Consider the following 16437-nt stretch of genomic DNA (forward strand, 5'->3'; position numbering starts at 1 on the left):
GCGGCTTGCGTCCCGGCGTACGGCTGGGCATCGACCCCGGCGACGCCCGGATCGGCGTCGCCCGGAGCGACCCGACCGGCTTCCTCGCGACCCCGGTCGAGACGGTGCGCCGGGGCCGGGGTGACCTGGCTCGGATCGCGGCGATCGCGGTCGAGGAGGAGGCGGTCGAGCTGGTCGTCGGCCTCCCGCGCTCCCTCTCGGGCCGCGAGGGGCCGGCCGCCGCCAAGGCGCGCGAGTTCGCCGCCGCCCTGGCCCGCCGGGTCGCGCCGGTGCCGGTGCGGCTGGTCGACGAGCGCATGACCACGGTGTCGGCGGAGGCTATGCTGCGCGACCGGGGCCGCTCGGGGGCCAAGCGGCGGGCCGTCGTCGACCAGGCAGCGGCCGTCCTCATCCTCCAGCACGCGCTGGACGCAGAGCGCACCACGGGGAACCCACCGGGCGAGATCGTGGAGGAGACCACATGACCCAGGGCGAGTACGACCACCCGGTGCTCGGCCCCGACGACACCGACGAGTCCGCCTACGGGACCGAGCCGGATCCGGCGTACGAGCCTGGGCGCCGTCGCGGCCGCAAGCGCCGCAGCGTGCCGGGGTGCCTGGCCGCGCTCGTCGCGCTCGCCGTGATCGTCGGCGGCTTCTACTTCGCCGTGACCTGGGGGATCGGCAAGATCGGCGACCAGTTCTCCTCCGCGGCCGACTACGACGGGCCCGGCCAGGGCAAGGTCACCTTCCAGGTGCACTCGGGCGACACCGCCACCGAGATCGGCCGCAACCTGAAGGCCGCGGGCGTGGTGGCCTCGGTCGACGCGTTCATCGACGCCGCCAACGCCAACCCGGAGTCGTCGAGCATCCAGGCCGGCTACTTCCCGCTGAAGAAGCAGATGAAGGCCTCCGACGTCGTCGACGTCCTGGTGGACCCGTCGAACATGGTCAAGGACACCGTCACCGTGCCCGAGGGCCTGCGGGTCGTGGACATCGTGAAGATCCTCGCCGCGAAGACGAAGTACTCCCAGGCGGACTTCGAGAAGGTGCTGAAGAAGCCGCAGCAGCTCGGGCTGCCGGAGTACGCCGGCGGCAACCCCGAGGGCTACCTGTTCCCGGCCACCTACGACTTCGGGCCGGACGCGACGCCGGCATCGATGCTCACCGACATGGTCGACCGCTGGCGGCAGGCCGCGGAGGACGCGGACCTCGAGCAGGCCGCGGCCGACCTGGGCTACACGCCGCAGGAGCTGATGACCGTCGCCAGCCTGGTGCAGGCGGAGGGCCGCGGCGACGACATGCCGAAGATCGCCCGGGTCATCTACAACCGGCTCGAGATCGACCCCAACCCGAGCGCGGGGTTCCTGCAGGTGGACGCGACGGTCAACTACGCCCTCGACCGTCCGACCGTGGCCGTGCTGACCCAGGACGAGATCGACTCGGTGGCGGACTCGCCGTACAACACCTACAAGCAGAAGGGTCTGCCCCCGACCCCGATCGAGGCGCCGGGCGACGAGGCCATCCAGGCGGCCGCTCACCCGGCGGACGGGCCGTGGTTCTTCTACGTCACGACGAACCTGCGCACGGGCGAGACGAAGTTCACCGACTCCTACGACGAGTTCCTGACGTTCAAGGACGAGCTGAAGCAGTACTGCGAGACGCAGTCCGACCGCTGCTGACCCGACCGTCCGATGCGCTGCGCCGTCCTGGGCGACCCGATCGCCCACTCGCTCTCGCCCGTCCTGCACCGGGCCGGCTACGCCGCGCTCGGCCTGGACTGGACCTATGACGCCCTCCGCGTCGGCGAGGACGCCCTCGCCGAGGTGGTGGCCGGGCTCGGGGCCGAGTGGCGCGGGCTGTCGCTGACCATGCCGCTCAAGCGTCGGGCCCTCGCGCTGGCGCCCACCGTGTCCGACCGGGCTCGGCTCACCGGGGCCGCCAACACGCTGCTGCTCGAGGGCGGCTCGGCGGTGCTCGCCGACAACACCGACCTGCCGGGCGCGGTCGCGGCGGTGCGGGAGCGGTACGACGGTCCGGTGCGCGCCGGGACGGTGCTCGGGGGTGGGGCGACCGCCGCGTCGACGGGCCTCGCGCTCTGCGACCTGGGCGCGACGTCGGTGCGGCTGCTGGCGCGCGCCCCCGAGCGGGCCGCGGACACCGTCGCCGCGATCGCCGCCCACCCCTCCCGCCCGCGGGTCGAGGTGCTGCCCCTGGACGCCGAGGTCGTGGGGGAGGTCGTGGTCTCCACCGTCCCGGCCGCCGCCCAGGACGAGCGGCTGGTCGCCCGGTGCGCGGACGTTCCGGTGGTCTTCGAGGTGCGCTACGAGCCGTGGCCGACGCCGCTGGCCGCCTCGGTCGGGTCCGACCGGGTCCTGGTCGGCGGCCTGGACCTGCTCGTCCACCAGGCGGTGCTCCAGTTCGAGCTGTTCACCGGCGCCGTTGCGCCGCTGGCGGCGATGCGCGCGGCCGGCGAGAGCGAGCTCGCGCGGCGGCGGGCGACCGGGTGAGCGTCGACCCGGCCGCGGTCGCGCTGGGCGCGGTCGCCTGCGGCGCGGCCGGGCTGCTCGTGCCGGCCCTGGTCCGCCGGATCCCCGAGCACGCATCCGGTGGCAAGGACGACTCCGTGCCGTCGTACGCCGCTGTCGCGGCCGAGCCCCGGCTGCCGGTCGTGGCGGGGGTGACGAGCGCGACCGCCGGGGCGCTGGTCGGCGCCGGCGTCGGCCTCGCCTGGCCGCTGCTCTACCTGCTGCCCCTGGTGCCGCTGGGGGTGGCGCTCGCGGTCGTCGACCTGCGCACCCGGCTGCTGCCGACGGCGGTGGTCTGGCCGACCTTCGCGATGGTCGCGGTGCTCACCGCCGCCACCGCCTGGCTGGCCGGCGACGCGGACGCGTTGCTGCGCGGGTGGGCCGGCGCCGCGCTCGTCTTCGCCGTCTTCTACGCCCTGTGGTGGATCCACCCGCCGGGGATGGGGTTCGGCGACGTCCGGCTGTCGGCCGTCCTCGGCCTGGCGCTGGGCTACCTGGGCTGGCCCGAGCTGCTGGTGGGTGTCTACGGCGCGTTCCTCGCCTTCGCCCTGCCCGGGCTGGTCGTGGCGCTCCTCCGGCGCGACCGGACGGTCCTGCGGGTGGCCTACCCGTTCGGGCCGTTCCTGCTCGCCGGGGCGCTGGCGGGGGTCGTCGTCGGCGAGCCCGTCTGGTCGCGTCTCGTCGGGGGGTGAGGGTGCGAGCGGTCCGCAGGCCGCATGGAACACTGACGCCATGCTGCGCTGGCTGACCGCGGGTGAGTCCCACGGCCCCTCCCTGGTCGCGATCCTTGAGGGCCTCCCGGCCCACGTGCGGGTCACGACCGACGACATCTCCGACGCGCTGGCACGGCGCCGGCTGGGCTACGGCCGTGGCGCCCGGATGAAGTTCGAGCAGGACGAGGTCACCCTCGTCGGCGGCGTGCGCCACGGCGAGACCCAGGGCGGGCCGGTCGCCATCGAGGTCGCCAACACCGAGTGGCCCAAGTGGGAGACGGTGATGGCCGCCGACCCGGTCGACCCGGCAGAGCTCGCGTCGCAGGCGCGCAACGCGCCGCTGACCCGGCCGCGCCCCGGGCACGCCGACCTGGTCGGCATGCAGAAGTACGACTTCGACGAGGCCCGGCCGGTGCTCGAGCGCGCCTCGGCCCGCGAGACCGCGGCCCGCGTCGCCCTCGGGCGGGTCGCCTCCAACTTCCTCGAGCAGGCCGTCGGCGCCCGCGTCGTCTCCCACGTCATCGAGCTCGGCGGCGTACGGGCCCCTGCCGGCGTGTGGCCGCAGCCCGAGGACGTGGCCCGGCTCGACGAGGACCCGGTGCGCTGCCTGGACGCCGACACCAGCACGCTCATGGTCGAGCGCATCGACCAGGCCCACCGCGACGGCGACACCCTCGGCGGCGTCGTCGAGGTCGTCGTCCACGGCCTGCCGCCGGGCCTGGGCTCCCACGTGCACTGGGACCGCCGCATCGACGCGCGGCTCGCCGGCGCCCTGATGGGCATCCAGGCGATCAAGGGCGTGGAGGTCGGCGACGGGTTCGAGACCGCGGCGACCCCCGGCTCTCGCGCGCACGACGAGATCGTGCCGACCGAGGACGGTCTCCGGCGTACCAGCGGGCGGTCCGGCGGGACCGAGGGCGGGATGACCACCGGCGAGGTCCTGCGCGTCCGCGCGGCGATGAAGCCGATCGCCACCGTGCCGCGGGCCCTGCGCACCGTCGACGTGACCACCGGTGAGGAGGCGGTCGCCCACCACCAGCGCTCGGACGTGTGCGCCGTGCCGGCCGCGGGCATCGTGGCCGAGGCGATGGTGGCCCTGGTCCTCGCGGACGCCGTGCTGGAGAAGTTCGGCGGCGACTCGGTCGGCGAGACCCGCCGCAACGCCGAGGCCTACCTCGGATCGCTGCGCTACCGATGATCGTGCTCATCGGCCCGATGGGCGCGGGCAAGACCACGGTCGGCGGCCTGGTCGCCGCGCGCCTCGGCACCTCGGTCCGCGACACCGACCAGGACGTCGAGGCCGCGCAGGGACGCACGATCTCCGAGATCTTCGTCGACGACGGCGAGGAGACCTTCCGCGCGCTGGAGCGGGCGGCCGTCGCCGAGGCGCTGGCCACCCACGACGGCGTCCTGTCGCTCGGCGGGGGAGCGGTGCTCGACCCCGGCACCCGCGACCTGCTGGCGGGCCACGACGTCGTGTTCCTGCGGGTCGGCCTCTCCGACGCCGTCAAGCGGGTCGGCCTCGGCTCGGCGCGCCCGCTGCTGCTCGGGAACGTACGCGGCCGGATCAAGGCCCTGCTCGACGAGCGCACCCCGGTCTACGAGTCGGTCGCCACGCTGGTCGTGGACACCGACGGCCGCACCCCGGAGGATGTCGCCGAGGAGATCGTCTCGGCCCTGGCGAGGAAGGACGGATCGTGACCGCGAGGAGGGCGAGGGAGACGGTCCTGCGGGTCGAGGGGGCGTCGCCGTACGACGTCGTGGTCGGTCACGACCTCGCCGACCGGCTCCCGCAGCTGCTCGGTGTCGGCGTGCAGCGCGTCGCCGTGGTCTTCTCCGACGAGCTCGCCGAGCTGGTCAACCCCGTGCTCGACTCGCTGGCGGCCGCCTACGACGTGATGGTGCTGCCCGTGCCCGACGGCGAGCGGGCGAAGAAGGCGGCCGTCGCGGCCTCGTGCTGGGAGGCCCTCGGGGAGGCCGGGTTCACCCGGTCCGACGCCATCGTCACCTTCGGCGGTGGCGCGACCACCGACCTGGGCGGCTTCGTCGCGGCGACCTGGCTGCGCGGCGTCAAGGTCGTGCACGTCCCGACCACCCTCCTGGCGATGGTGGACGCGGCGGTGGGCGGCAAGACGGGCATCAACACCCGCAGCGGCAAGAACCTGGTCGGCTCGTTCCACGAGCCCGCCGGAGTCGTCTGCGACCTGACGCTGCTGGACTCGCTGCCGCGCGCCGAGCTGGTCGCGGGCCTGGGCGAGGTCCTCAAGTGCGGCTTCATCGCCGACCCGGCGATCCTCGACCTGGTCGAGAGCCACGACGCCGCCGCGATCACCCCCGACTCCTCGGTGCTGCGCCAGCTCGTCGAGCGGGCCGTGCGCGTCAAGGTCGAGGTGGTCGCCGCCGACCTGCGCGAGACCGGGGGCGTCGAGGGCCACCCGGGCCGGGAGGTCCTCAACTACGGGCACACGCTCGCGCACGCGATCGAGCGCACCGAGGACTACCGCATCCGGCACGGCGAGGCCGTCGCGATCGGGTGCGTCTACGTCGCCGAGCTCGCCGCCCGGGCCGGGACGCTGGGCCCCGACGTGGTGGCGCGCCACCACGAGGCGTTCGCGCGGGTCGGGCTGCCCACGTCGTACGACCGGGCGAGCTTCGACCAGCTGCACGCCGCGATGCGGATCGACAAGAAGGCCCGGGGATCCCAGCTGCGCTTCGTCGTGCTGGCCGACCTGGCGGTGCCCACCGTCCTCGCCGGCCCCTCGGAGGTCGACCTGCGCGACGCCTACGCCGCGATCGGCGGTCCGCGGTGACGGGGGCGACCCGGGTCCTGGTCCTCAACGGTCCGAACCTGGGACGGCTCGGCCGGCGCCAGCCCGAGATCTACGGGCACACGACCCACGCCGAGCTCGTCGAGCTGTGCCGGGCCTGGGGCGCCGAGCTCGGCCTGGAGGTCGAGGTGCGGCAGACCAACCACGAGGGCGAGCTGCTCGACTGGCTGAACGCGGCCGCGGACGACGGCGACCCGGTCGTGCTCAACGCCGCCGCCTGGACGCACTACTCGTGGGCGGTCTTCGACGCGTGCGCCCAGCTGACGGCCCCGCTGGTCGAGGTCCACCTCTCCGACCCCAGCCAGCGGCCCGAGGAGTTCCGGCACACCTCGGTCGTCACCCCCCACGCCGTGGAGGTCATCGCCGGCCACGGCGTCGACGGCTACCGCCTCGCCCTGGAGACCCTCGCCCGCCACCCCCGTTGAGTTGAGGGTTCTGACCACTCGAGTCGAGGGTTCTGACCCACCGGTCGGCGACAACCCTCAACTCAACGGGTGCCAACCCTCAACTCAACGGGTGCCAACCCTCAACTCGACGGAACCGGGGGAGCGGCGGAGCCGTCCGAGTCCCCATGAACGGGAACGTGACCCTCAGCGTCCGCAGCCTGCTCCTCGCCGCGCTGGTCGCGCTGGCGCTGGTGGTGGCCTACCTGCTCGGCGGCGACGGCGGCGGTACGCCGGCACAGGCGGCCGGTCCGGGCGAGCCCGGCGACGCTGCGCAGATCCGCCAGCTGACGATGACCGGCACCGGCGAGGCAACGGCCGTGCCCGACCAGATGTCCTTCTCCGTCGCAGTGACGCAGACCCGGCCTGACCTCGGCGCGGCGATGGACGCCGCCAGCGCCTCGATGGGCACGGTCCTGGCCGCGCTGGCCGCGCACGACGTCGCCCGGTCGGACGTGCAGACGACCGGGCTCTCCATGACGCCGGTCTACGACTACCACCCCTACGACCCGCCGACGATCACCGGCTACCGGGTCACCCAGCGCGCGAGCGTGCTGGTGCGTGACCTGCGCAGCGGCGGGCGGGCCGTGGCCGCGGTCGTCGCGGCCGGCGGCGACGCCGCCCGGGTGTCCGGTCTGCGGCTGCTCGTCGGCGACCCGGACGCCGCGACGGCCCGGGCGCGGGACGCGGCGGTCGCCGAGGCCACGGCCAAGGCGAAGCAGTACGCCGAGGCAGCGGGTCAGTCGCTCGGCGACGTGCTGCTGGTCCGCGAGGTGCACGCCCGCCCACTGCCGACGCCGGCCTACCCCCAGGCCGCCGGCCGGGTCGCGGAGGACGCCGCGCTCGCCGCCCTGCCGGTCCGCGCCGGCAAGGAGCAGACCTCGGTGACCGTGCAGATCGAGTGGGCGCTGCAGTAGACCTGGACCGGGTGGTGCGGGACCAGTGATTCGGGACCAGTGATTCGGGACCAGCGGCGGCCGCCCGATAGACTCGCGCGCTGGCGCCCGGAGCCCGGACGCCCACCGACCCCACCGACGTACGAAGGCTGACACGCGCGCATGGCAACGACGAACGACCTCAAGAACGGCATGGTCCTCAACATCGACGGTCAGCTCTGGGCCGTGGTGGAGTTCCAGCACGTCAAGCCCGGCAAGGGCCCGGCCTTCGTGCGGACCAAGCTGAAGAACGTCGAGTCCAACAAGACCGTCGACAAGACCTTCAACGCCGGCACCAAGGTCGAGACCGCCACGGTCGACCGCCGCACCATGCAGTACCTCTACAACGACGGCAGCTCCTACGTCTTCATGGACGTCCAGAGCTACGAGCAGCTCGAGGTCGCCCCCGAGATCGTCGGCAACGCCCGCAACTTCCTGCTGGAGAACCAGGACGTCATCGTCGCCACCAACGAGGGCCGGGTGCTCTTCATCGAGCTGCCCGCCTCCGTCGAGCTGCAGATCACCTTCACCGAGCCCGGGCTCGCCGGTGACAGCGCCACCGGCCGCACCAAGCCGGCCACGCTGGAGACCGGACACGAGATCCAGGTCCCGCTGTTCATCAACCAGGGCGAGAAGGTCAAGGTCGACACCCGCGACTCGTCCTACCTCGGCCGCGTGAAGTCCTGATCGCCTGATGGCCGCTCGTTCCAAGGCCCGCAAGCGGGCGCTGGACATCCTCTACGCCTCCGAGCTGCGCGGTGAGTCGCCGGTCGAGGCGCTCGACCGGGCGATCGCGGACGGCGAGGGCCCGACCAACGACTACACCGCGGTGCTGGTGCGGGGGGTCGCGGAGCACCGCGACCGCATCGACGAGGTGCTGACGACGTACGCCGAGGGCTGGACGCTGCAGCGGATGCCGGCCGTCGACCGCAACGTGCTGCGCCTCGGCGTCTGGGAGTTGCTCTACGCCACCGACGTGCCCGGCCCGGTCGCGGTCTCCGAGGCGATGGCACTGGTGACCGAGCTCTCGACCGACGAGTCGCCGCAGTTCGTCAACGGGGTGCTCGGCAGTGTCCTGCGCAACAAGGCGTCGCTGGTCTGAACGGCGAGCCGGCCGCGCCCCACCCGGCCCGGGTGGCGCTGGACGACGTCCGGGAGGCGGCGGACCGGGTGCGCGGCTGGGTCCGCCGGACGCCGCTGATGGACCTGGCCCCCGGCGACGACCGGCTCCCCGGGGTCGCCGTGCTCAAGCTCGAGACCACCCAGCACACCGGCAGCTTCAAGGCCCGCGGCGCGTTCAACCGGATCCTGGCCGCGCGGGCCCGCGGCGAGCTCGATCCCGCCGTCGGGGTCGTCGCCGCCTCGGGCGGCAACGCCGGCCTGGCCCACGCGTACGCCGCCGCCCGGCTCGGCGTCCCGGCCACCGTCTTCGTGCCGCGGACCGCTCCGCGCACCAAGGTCGCTCGCCTCGAGTCGTACGGCGCCTCGGTGATCGCCGTCGGCACCGAGTACGCCGAGGCGTACGACGCGGCGGTCGCGCACGTCGAGCGCACGACGGCGGTCTTCTGCCACGCCTACGACCAGCCCGAGGTCGTGGCCGGGGCCGGGACCCTGGGCCTGGAGCTCCTCGACCAGTGCGAGACGGTCGGCCCGGTCGACACCGTGGTCGTCGCGGTCGGCGGCGGTGGGCTCGTCGGCGGCGTCGCGGCCGCCCTGGAGGGCCGGGCGTCGGTCGTCGGGGTCGAGCCGGTCGGGGCAGCGACCCTGCACACGGCGCTGGCCCGGGGCGCACCCGTCGACGTGCCGGTCGCAGGCGTCGCCGCCGACTCGCTCGGGGCGCGCCGGGTCGGTGCGATCGCGTGGGAGGTCGTGCGGCGCACGGGCGTGCGCAGCGTGCTGGTCGACGACGCCGACATCGTCGCGGCGCGCCGCGAGCTGTGGCAGCGCTACCGCCTGGTCGTCGAGCACGGCGCCGCCGCGGCGGTGGCCGCCCTCACCAGCGGGACCTACCGGCCCGAGCCCGGCGAGCGGGTGGCCCTGGTCCTCTGCGGGGCCAACACCGACGTCGCGGACCTGGCCGCGCCCGCCCCGGGCACCGACCCGCCGTCCTGACGTCCGCGGCGGGGCTCCCGGTTGCGCGAGTCGGTCATGCTGTCGGACATGACAGCGGACATGACAGCGCGCGAGGTGGACCTGGTCGTCATCGGCACCGGACCCGGCGGCGAGGCGCTCGCCACCGGCGCGGCGAAGGCCGGGCTGGAGGTGGTGGCCGTCGACAAGCACCTGGTCGGGGGCGAGTGTCCCTATTACGGCTGCATCCCCACCAAGATGATGGTCCGCGGCAGCGACGTCGTCGCCGAGGTACGTCGGGCGGGCGCGGTCGCCGGCGAGGCGACGATCGCGCCGACCTGGTCGGTGGTCGCGCAGCGGGTCGACGAGCAGGCGACCGCCGGCTGGGACGACACGGTCGCCGTCGACCGGCTGCGGGACGCCGGGGCGACCGTGCACCACGGGGTCGGCCGGCTGGCCGGCCCCGGACGGGTCACGGTCGAGACCGCCGAGGGGGAGACGGTGACCTACACCGCCCGGCGCGGGGTGGTGGTCAACCCCGGCACCCGGCCGGCCGTCCCGCCGGTCGAGGGGCTGGCGGACACGCCGTACTGGACCAACCGCGACGCCGTCCGTGTCACCGACCTGCCGGCGTCGCTGGTCGTCCTGGGCGGCGGCCCGATCGGCTGCGAGCTCGCGCAGGTCTTCTCGCGGTTCGGGGTGCGGGTGACGGTCGTCGAGCACGCCGACCGGCTCGCGGCGGTCGACGAGCCCGAGGCGTCGGCGCTGCTGGCGGAGGTGTTCGCCCATGAGGGGATCCGGGTCCTGACCGGGGTCGGCCTCCAGCGGGCGGCGTACGCCGACGGCGCCTTCACCCTCGGCCTGGACACCGGCGAGGAGCTGGTGGCCGACAAGCTGCTGGTCGCGACCGGGCGGGTCCCCAACCTCGACGACCTCGGCCTGGAGACCGTCGGGCTCGACCCGACCGCCCGCACGATCGCCGTCGACGAGCACCTCCGGGCGGGCGAGCGGCTCTGGGCGATCGGCGACGTCACCGGCCACGGGGCGTTCACGCACGTGTCGATGTACCAGTCGGCGGTGGCGCTGCGCGACGTGCTCGGCCAGGACGGCGCCCCGGCGCAGTACCACGCGGTGCCCCACGTGACCTTCACCGATCCCGAGATCGGCGGGGTCGGCCTCACCGAGCGGCAGGCGCGCGACGCGGGCCTGCGGGTGCGGGTCGGGCTGACCCGGCTCGAGGAGTCGTCGCGTGGTTTCACCCACGGTGCGGGTGGGCATGGACTGATCAAGGTCGTCGAGGACGCCGACCGCGGTGTGCTGGTGGGTGCATCAGCCGTGGGGCCCGCGGGCGGGGAGATCCTCGGCTTCCTGGCCGTCGCGGTCCACGCGGAGGTCCCGGTCCAGACCCTGAAGACGATGATCTTCGCCTACCCCACCTTCCACCGCGCCATCGAGACGGCGTTGGGAGACCTCGAATCGAGCTGACATGACGACCAGCCCAGGCAATCTCACCGACCAGGCCCGCCAGGCGGGCGAGCAGGCACACCACAGCACCTGGATGGACCGGGCCGCCCGCATCGGGCTGGTCGCCTACGCGGTCATCTACCTCCTGGTCGGCTGGCTGTGCGTCCAGCTGGCGTTCGGCGACCACGAGGGTCGTCCGTCGAGCCAGGGTGCGATGCGCGAGCTGCTGCAGCAGCCCTTCGGGGAGGTGCTCGTGTGGGTCGTCGTGGTCGGCATGGTCTTCCTGGTCGTCTGGAAGGGCCTGGAGGCCGCCGTCGGCCACCGCGACGAGCGCGACGACGGCAAGCGCACCCGCAAGCGGGTGATGTCGGCCTTCAAGGCGGTGCTGTACGCCGCGGTCGCCATCAGCGGGTTCGGCATCGTCACGCACTCCAGCGGGAGCGGCGGCAAGGGCGGCAGCTCGACGACCACCTGGACCGCCACGGTGATGGGCTGGCCCGGCGGCCAGCTGCTCATCGGGGCGGTCGGCCTGGCGATCATCGGCTACGGCGGCTTCCAGGTCTGGACGGCCTGGACCGAGAAGTTCGCCGAGAAGCTGGACGCCGAGGGCCGCAGCGGCCGGAGCGGCCGCGCCTACCTCGCCTTCGGCAAGGCCGGCTACACCGCCAAGGGCATCGCCATCGGGCTGGTCGGCGCGCTGTTCGTCTACGCGGCGGTCACCCACGACGCCAAGAAGAGCGGCGGCCTCGACGAGGCACTGCTGACCGTCCTGCAGCAGCCGTTCGGTCCGGTGCTGCTCGGCCTGATCGGTGCCGGGCTGGCCTGCTACGGGCTGTTCACACTCGCCCGGGCCCGCCACCTGTCGCAGTGACCGCATCGGGCCGTCCGCCGGTGCCGGGTCCGGCGGGGTGGATGAATCCCCGGCTGACCGGGGATTCATCCGGGGTTGTCAGGCTCTGCCTGACGTTGTCAGGGGTTGCAACGGCCGACAACGTCCAGAAGAGCCTGACCGGGTGCGGCCGTTGGTGATCGAGACCGACGTCGTCGTCCTGGGCCTCGGGGCCGGTGGCGAGCACGCCGCCCACCGGCTCGCCGAGGCCGGGGTGGACGTGGTCGGCGTCGAGCGGGAGCTGGTGGGCGGCGAGTGCCCGTTCTGGGGCTGCACGCCCTCCAAGCTGCTCGTGCACGCCGCGCAGACGGGCCAGGGCTGGGCGCGCGCGGCGGAGCGGATCCGCGAGGCCAACCACGGCTGGAGCGACCACACCCACGCGGGGCCGCTCGAGGAGGCCGGCGTGCGGCTGCTGAGGGGCCACGGCCGGCTGCTCGGTCCCGGTCGGGTGGAGGTCGCCACCGACGCCGGCGACGTGAGCGTCGCCGCGCGCCGCGGCATCCTGCTCGGCACCGGCACCGCGCCCGCGGTGCCGGTGGTCGAGGGGCTGGCCGGCACGCCGTACTGGACCAACCGCGACGTGGTCCGCCAGCGCGAGGCGCCCGCGTCGCTGCTCGTCCTCGGCGGTGGGGCGATCGGCTGTGAGCTCGCCCAGGCGGCGGCCCGGCTGGGCAGCCGGGTGACCCTGGTCGAGGTCTCCGACCGGTTGCTCGCGGCCGAGGAGCCGGAGGCGAGCGAGGTCGTCGCCGAGGCGCTCGCGGCCGCCGGCGTCGCGGTGCACGTGGGGGCGGAGGTCGCCCGGGTCACCCACGACGGCCGCTTCACGCTCGCGGTCGGCGAGGAGCGGCTCGAGGCCGACCACCTGCTGGTCGCGACCGGCCGCCGGTCGAACCTGTCCGGGCTCGGCCTCGAATCGGTCGGGATCGACCCCGACGCCGACCACGTGCCGACCGACGAACGGATGCGCGCCGCCGAGCGGCTCTGGGCCGTCGGCGACATCACCGGGCACGGCGACTACACCCACCTCGCGCTGTCGCAGGCGAAGGTCGCGGTCCGCGACCTGCTCGGTCGCGACGGGCCGTGGGCCGACCACCACGCCGTCAGCCGGGTGACGTTCACCGACCCCGAGGTCGGCGCCGTCGGCCGCACCGAGCAGCAGGCCCGGGCCGCCGGGGTGCACGTCGCCGTCGGTCGCGCCGACGTCCCCCGCTCGAGTCGCGGCTGGATCGCCGAGGCCGCGGGGGTGGTCAAGCTGGTCGCCGACGCCGACCGGCAGGTGCTCGTGGGTGGGACCGTCGTGGCGCCGTACGGCGGGGAGGTCGTCGGCCTGCTCGCGCTGGCCGTGCACGCCGAGGTCCCGCTCGCGACCCTGCGCGGGATGCACTTCGCCTACCCCACGTTCCACCGGGCGGTGGCGGCCGCGCTCGACGACCTCGCCCGCGGGTGAGCGGCGTGTGAGTCCCGGGCGATCGGGGAAGGACCTGCTGAGCACACGACGGACTTCTCGAGGGAGACATCGATGTCGCACGACGCATGGAGCTCGGCCGGCTCACGGCACGACGGTGAGGACGTCGACGACACCAGCAGCCGGCTCTACGAGCCGGAGGACCTGACGGCGTACGCCGCCCGACGCGACGCCCGGTCCGTGGGCGGCTCCGGCGCCCGTCCCGACCCGCTGACGGACCCGCTGGGCGGCCCACCCGCCGAGCCGGCCCCGGCCGCGCCGACTCCCGAGCCCGCGAGGCCACCTGCGCCCGGTGACATCGGCCTCGGGCCGATGCCGACGCAGCCCCCGCCGGCGTACCGCCCGGCTGCCCCCGACCCGGCCGCCGCTCCCGCGCCCGTCGCGCCCCCGGCGGCGCCGGCGGGCCGCGAGCAGCCGGAGGAGCAGCCGGCGGCCCCGGCCGAGGGCGAGGTGCGCCGCTTCATGACGGCGACCGACTTCCTCGACCGACGCGACGCCGAGCAGGGCCACGGCCCCGCCACGTGGGGCTGGCGGGGTGCGGTCCGCCGGTGGACCGGGGGCCTGGTCAACCCGTCGATGGGCCCGGCGGAGCGTGCCCACGAGGACGACCGCCGGGCGATCCAGCGGGACTTCGACGGCCCCCGCACGATCGCCTTCATCAACCCCAAGGGCGGCGCGGCGAAGACCACCGGTGTGCTCGCGGCCGGCTACACGTTCGGCACGGTCCGCGGCGGCGGTGTGGTCGCCTGGGACAACAACGAGACGCGGGGCACGCTGGGCATCCGCGGCACCCGGAGCACCCACCGCAACACCACGCGCGAGCTGCTGGAGGACCTCGGCCGGTTCAGCGACGTCTACCAGTCGCGGATCGGCGACCTGGGCGCCTTCGTGCGCTCGCAGGGCGACGCGCACTTCGACGTCCTGGCCTCCGACGAGCGCCCGGACGTGACGGGCACCATCCGGGCCGAGGACTTCGACGCCGTCCACAAGCTGCTCGAGCGTTTCTACCGGATCATCCTGGTCGACACCGGTAACAACATGCGGGCCGAGAACTGGCTGGCCGCGGCCGGCGCCGCCGACCTGCTCGTGGTCACGTCGACGGTGCGCGAGGACACCGGCTACAGCGGGCTGTGGATGCTTGACGCCCTGCAGGACGCGGGCTACCAGAACCTGAAGTACAAGGCCGTCACCGTGCTCTCCGACCCCTCGGCGCAGGTCGACGACAAGCTCGCCGCCGACCTGGTCGAGGTCTACCAGCAGCGCACCCGGGCGGTGTACCGCGTGCCCTACGACCCGGCCCTGGTGGCCGGCTCGGTCGTCCCCTACGCCCAGCTCTCCCAGGACACCCGCCGCCAGTGGCTCACCGCCTGCGCTGGCATGGCGGCGGCGCTGTAGGCGCGGCGCCGTCCCCTGGGCTGCGCCGGGACGTCATCCGGTCTGGTTGCCGGTGCGACCACGTCGGATGACGTCTGGGGGGCTGCGTGGGGAGGTCATCCGGTCTGGCTGCCGGTGCGACCACCTCGTATGACGTCCCCGGGCGGGCGGCGCGAGGGTCAGCGCTTCGCGGTGCCCCAGCCGTGCCAGCGGTCGACGGCCATCCAGGCAGAGACCCGAGCGCTGTCGCGGACCGGGTAGGGCTGGTCGCGGTAGTGCTGGCTGAGCCGGTCGATGTCGGCGAGCCCCTCGTCGTCGTACATCTCCTCGACCTGCCCGACGAGCGAGACGTGGGTGTACCAGCCGGCCTCGTCGAGCACGGTCAGCGAGACGCGCGGGTCGCGGCGCAGGTGCCGGAGCCGGACCCGGCTGTGGTCCATGTTGAGCAGCACCCGGTCGCCCTCGAGCAGGTACCAGGTCGCGACCGACACCGGTGCACCGTCGGAGCGCAGGGTCGTGACCACCGCCGGGTTGGGCTTGGCCAGCAGGTCACGCACGTGGTCGGGGAACGGGAGCGTGGGCATGGAACCTCCTGTGCGACGGTTACCCCGAACCTAGCCGTTGCACCGGACACCGAGCCCTGAGGAGATCACCCGTGCGCGCAGTCGTCTACCGCGAGACCGGACCGTCGTCGGTGCTGGAGGTGGTCGACCGCGACCTCCCCGAGCCGGGGCCGGGGGAGGTGCGGGTGCGGCTGGTCCGCGCCGGGGTCAACCCGACCGACTGGAAGTTCCGCGCCGGGATGATGAGCGGGCACGACGAGGTCACGCCCGGCCAGGACGGCGCCGGGTACGTCGACGCGGTCGGTCCGGAGGTCGACGGGTTCGCCGTCGGTGACCGGGTGTGGCTGGTGCTCGCCCAGCACGGGCGGCCCCACGGCACCGCCGCCGAGCAGACCGTTCAGCCGGTCGAGAAGGTCGTCCACCTGCCCGACGGCGCCGGCTTCGACCTCGGGGCGAGCGCCGGGGTGCCCGCGGTGACCGCCCACCGGGCGCTCACCGCGTCCGAGCAGGGGCCGGTCCGGCTCGGGCCCGGCGCCCTCGCCGGCCGCACCGTGCTCGTCGCGGGCGGAGCGGGCGCGGTGGGCAACGCCGCGATCCAGCTGGCCCGCTGGTCGGGCGCGACCGTGATCAGCACCGTGAGCAGCCCCGAGAAGGCAGCGCTCGCCGCCGCCGCCGGTGCCCACCACACGATCGACTACCGCTCGGCCGACGTCGTCGCCGAGGTGAGGGCGCTGTGCCCCGGGGGCGTCGACATCGCAGTCGAGGTGGCGCCGGCGGACAACATCGGCATCGACCTCGAGGTCGTGAAGGTGCACGGCCTGGTGTCGATCTACGCCAACAACGGCGGGGACGAGATGTCGGTGCCGCTGCGGGCGGCGTTCTCCAAGAACCTGCGCTTCCAGTTCCTCATCCTCTACACCCTCGACCCCGCGCTGGTCCGTGCCGCGACCGAGGACGTCAGCGCGGCGATGGCCGCGGGTGCCCTGCGGGTCGGGGAGGACGCGGGCCTGCCGCTGCATCACTTCGCGCTGGAGCAGACCGCGGCGGCCCACGACGCGGTGGAGGCCGGCGCGGTCGGCAAGGTGCTGCTGGACATCGCCGACGCCTGACGGTGGGTCGCGCGGCCGGCTGAGGTAGGGTCGCCCACGAACCGACATCCTTTAACGAGCCGTCCTGTGAGGCGGAGA

The 16437-nt window shown here is 74.3% G+C and carries 18 protein-coding genes; 17 read left to right on the forward strand and 1 reads right to left on the reverse strand.

The features are described 5' to 3' along the window. Positions 1–5 precede the first annotated feature (5 nt). The 16 genes from ruvX (at position 6) to ACILRH_RS06155 (ending at position 14708) form a co-directional block, all read left to right on the forward strand. Positions 6–464, forward strand: a complete 459-nt coding sequence (gene ruvX, locus ACILRH_RS06080) for a Holliday junction resolvase RuvX (protein ID WP_395691590.1) — start codon at positions 6–8, stop codon at positions 462–464. Continuing rightward, complete coding sequence (gene mltG, locus ACILRH_RS06085; protein WP_395691592.1) at positions 461–1660, forward strand: endolytic transglycosylase MltG; 1200 nt, start codon at positions 461–463, stop codon at positions 1658–1660. The genes ruvX and mltG overlap by 4 nt, the downstream gene beginning before the upstream one ends. 12 nt (positions 1661–1672) lie before the next feature. Further along, positions 1673–2488 carry a shikimate dehydrogenase gene (locus ACILRH_RS06090; RefSeq protein ID WP_395691593.1) on the forward strand — a complete coding sequence of 272 codons (816 nt, stop codon included), beginning with the start codon at positions 1673–1675 and terminating at the stop codon, positions 2486–2488. Next, a complete protein-coding gene (locus tag ACILRH_RS06095; RefSeq protein ID WP_395691595.1) occupies positions 2485–3198 on the forward strand; it encodes a prepilin peptidase in 714 nt (237 codons plus the stop codon). The genes ACILRH_RS06090 and ACILRH_RS06095 overlap by 4 nt, the downstream gene beginning before the upstream one ends. A 40-nt stretch (positions 3199–3238) precedes the next feature. Then, positions 3239–4417 (forward strand): chorismate synthase, encoded by a 1179-nt coding sequence (aroC, locus tag ACILRH_RS06100; protein ID WP_395691597.1) that lies wholly within the window; start codon positions 3239–3241, stop codon positions 4415–4417. Further along, the gene (locus tag ACILRH_RS06105; RefSeq protein WP_395691599.1) at positions 4414–4920 is read left to right on the forward strand and encodes a shikimate kinase; all 507 of its coding nucleotides are present in this window, start codon (positions 4414–4416) and stop codon (positions 4918–4920) included. Before aroC ends, ACILRH_RS06105 begins: the two co-directional genes overlap by 4 nt. After that, positions 4917–6029: a 3-dehydroquinate synthase gene (gene aroB / locus ACILRH_RS06110; RefSeq protein WP_395691600.1), complete on the forward strand. Its 1113-nt coding sequence runs from the start codon at positions 4917–4919 to the stop codon at positions 6027–6029. Before ACILRH_RS06105 ends, aroB begins: the two co-directional genes overlap by 4 nt. Further along, on the forward strand, positions 6026–6472 hold the full coding sequence (locus ACILRH_RS06115; RefSeq protein WP_395691602.1) for a type II 3-dehydroquinate dehydratase: 447 nt from the start codon (positions 6026–6028) through the stop codon (positions 6470–6472). The genes aroB and ACILRH_RS06115 overlap by 4 nt, the downstream gene beginning before the upstream one ends. 158 nt (positions 6473–6630) lie before the next feature. Then, complete coding sequence (locus ACILRH_RS06120) at positions 6631–7407, forward strand: SIMPL domain-containing protein (RefSeq protein WP_395691604.1); 777 nt, start codon at positions 6631–6633, stop codon at positions 7405–7407. Between the two features lie 141 nt (positions 7408–7548). Beyond that, positions 7549–8112: an elongation factor P gene (gene efp / locus ACILRH_RS06125; RefSeq protein WP_395691605.1), complete on the forward strand. Its 564-nt coding sequence runs from the start codon at positions 7549–7551 to the stop codon at positions 8110–8112. Between the two features lie 7 nt (positions 8113–8119). Next, positions 8120–8527, forward strand: coding sequence for a transcription antitermination factor NusB (gene nusB, locus ACILRH_RS06130; protein ID WP_395691607.1), 408 nt, complete (start codon positions 8120–8122; stop codon positions 8525–8527). 32 nt (positions 8528–8559) lie between these two features. Next, positions 8560–9537 carry a threonine/serine dehydratase gene (locus ACILRH_RS06135; RefSeq protein ID WP_395691608.1) on the forward strand — a complete coding sequence of 326 codons (978 nt, stop codon included), beginning with the start codon at positions 8560–8562 and terminating at the stop codon, positions 9535–9537. Positions 9538–9585: 48 nt separating this feature from the next. Then, on the forward strand, positions 9586–10980 hold the full coding sequence (locus ACILRH_RS06140; RefSeq protein WP_395691610.1) for a dihydrolipoyl dehydrogenase family protein: 1395 nt from the start codon (positions 9586–9588) through the stop codon (positions 10978–10980). A 1-nt stretch (position 10981) separates the two neighbouring features. Then, positions 10982–11830 (forward strand): DUF1206 domain-containing protein, encoded by an 849-nt coding sequence (locus tag ACILRH_RS06145; protein ID WP_395691612.1) that lies wholly within the window; start codon positions 10982–10984, stop codon positions 11828–11830. Between the two features lie 142 nt (positions 11831–11972). Next, complete coding sequence (locus ACILRH_RS06150; protein WP_395691614.1) at positions 11973–13295, forward strand: dihydrolipoyl dehydrogenase family protein; 1323 nt, start codon at positions 11973–11975, stop codon at positions 13293–13295. A 72-nt stretch (positions 13296–13367) separates the two neighbouring features. Further along, on the forward strand, positions 13368–14708 hold the full coding sequence (locus ACILRH_RS06155; protein ID WP_395691616.1) for a MinD/ParA family protein: 1341 nt from the start codon (positions 13368–13370) through the stop codon (positions 14706–14708). 158 nt (positions 14709–14866) lie between these two features. On the opposite strand, the gene ACILRH_RS06160 is transcribed toward ACILRH_RS06155, so the two are convergent. Then, entirely contained in the window at positions 14867–15271 is a 405-nt protein-coding gene (locus tag ACILRH_RS06160) for a PPOX class F420-dependent oxidoreductase (RefSeq protein ID WP_395691617.1), read from the reverse strand. 71 nt (positions 15272–15342) lie between these two features. On the opposite strand from ACILRH_RS06160, the gene ACILRH_RS06165 reads away from it, so the two are divergent. Continuing rightward, entirely contained in the window at positions 15343–16359 is a 1017-nt protein-coding gene (locus ACILRH_RS06165; protein WP_395691619.1) for an NADPH:quinone reductase, read from the forward strand. Positions 16360–16437 lie beyond the last annotated feature (78 nt).

It is taken from the genome of Nocardioides sp., assembly GCF_044226765.1.
Taxonomy (GTDB): domain Bacteria; phylum Actinomycetota; class Actinomycetes; order Propionibacteriales; family Nocardioidaceae; genus Nocardioides.

Excerpts from the sequence above, each read along its gene's own strand:
- mltG (WP_395691592.1), top strand. The coding sequence starts at position 461 with ATGACCCAGGGCGAGTACGACCACCCGGTGCTCGGCCCCGACGACACC.
- ACILRH_RS06090 (WP_395691593.1), top strand. The coding sequence starts at position 1,673 with ATGCGCTGCGCCGTCCTGGGCGACCCGATCGCCCACTCGCTCTCGCCC.
- aroC (WP_395691597.1), top strand. The coding sequence starts at position 3,239 with ATGCTGCGCTGGCTGACCGCGGGTGAGTCCCACGGCCCCTCCCTGGTC.
- ACILRH_RS06105 (WP_395691599.1), top strand. The coding sequence starts at position 4,414 with ATGATCGTGCTCATCGGCCCGATGGGCGCGGGCAAGACCACGGTCGGC.
- efp (WP_395691605.1), top strand. The coding sequence starts at position 7,549 with ATGGCAACGACGAACGACCTCAAGAACGGCATGGTCCTCAACATCGAC.
- nusB (WP_395691607.1), top strand. The coding sequence starts at position 8,120 with ATGGCCGCTCGTTCCAAGGCCCGCAAGCGGGCGCTGGACATCCTCTAC.
- ACILRH_RS06140 (WP_395691610.1), top strand. The coding sequence starts at position 9,586 with ATGACAGCGGACATGACAGCGCGCGAGGTGGACCTGGTCGTCATCGGC.
- ACILRH_RS06145 (WP_395691612.1), top strand. The coding sequence starts at position 10,982 with ATGACGACCAGCCCAGGCAATCTCACCGACCAGGCCCGCCAGGCGGGC.
- ACILRH_RS06155 (WP_395691616.1), top strand. The coding sequence starts at position 13,368 with ATGTCGCACGACGCATGGAGCTCGGCCGGCTCACGGCACGACGGTGAG.
- ACILRH_RS06160 (WP_395691617.1), bottom strand. The coding sequence starts at position 15,271 with ATGCCCACGCTCCCGTTCCCCGACCACGTGCGTGACCTGCTGGCCAAG.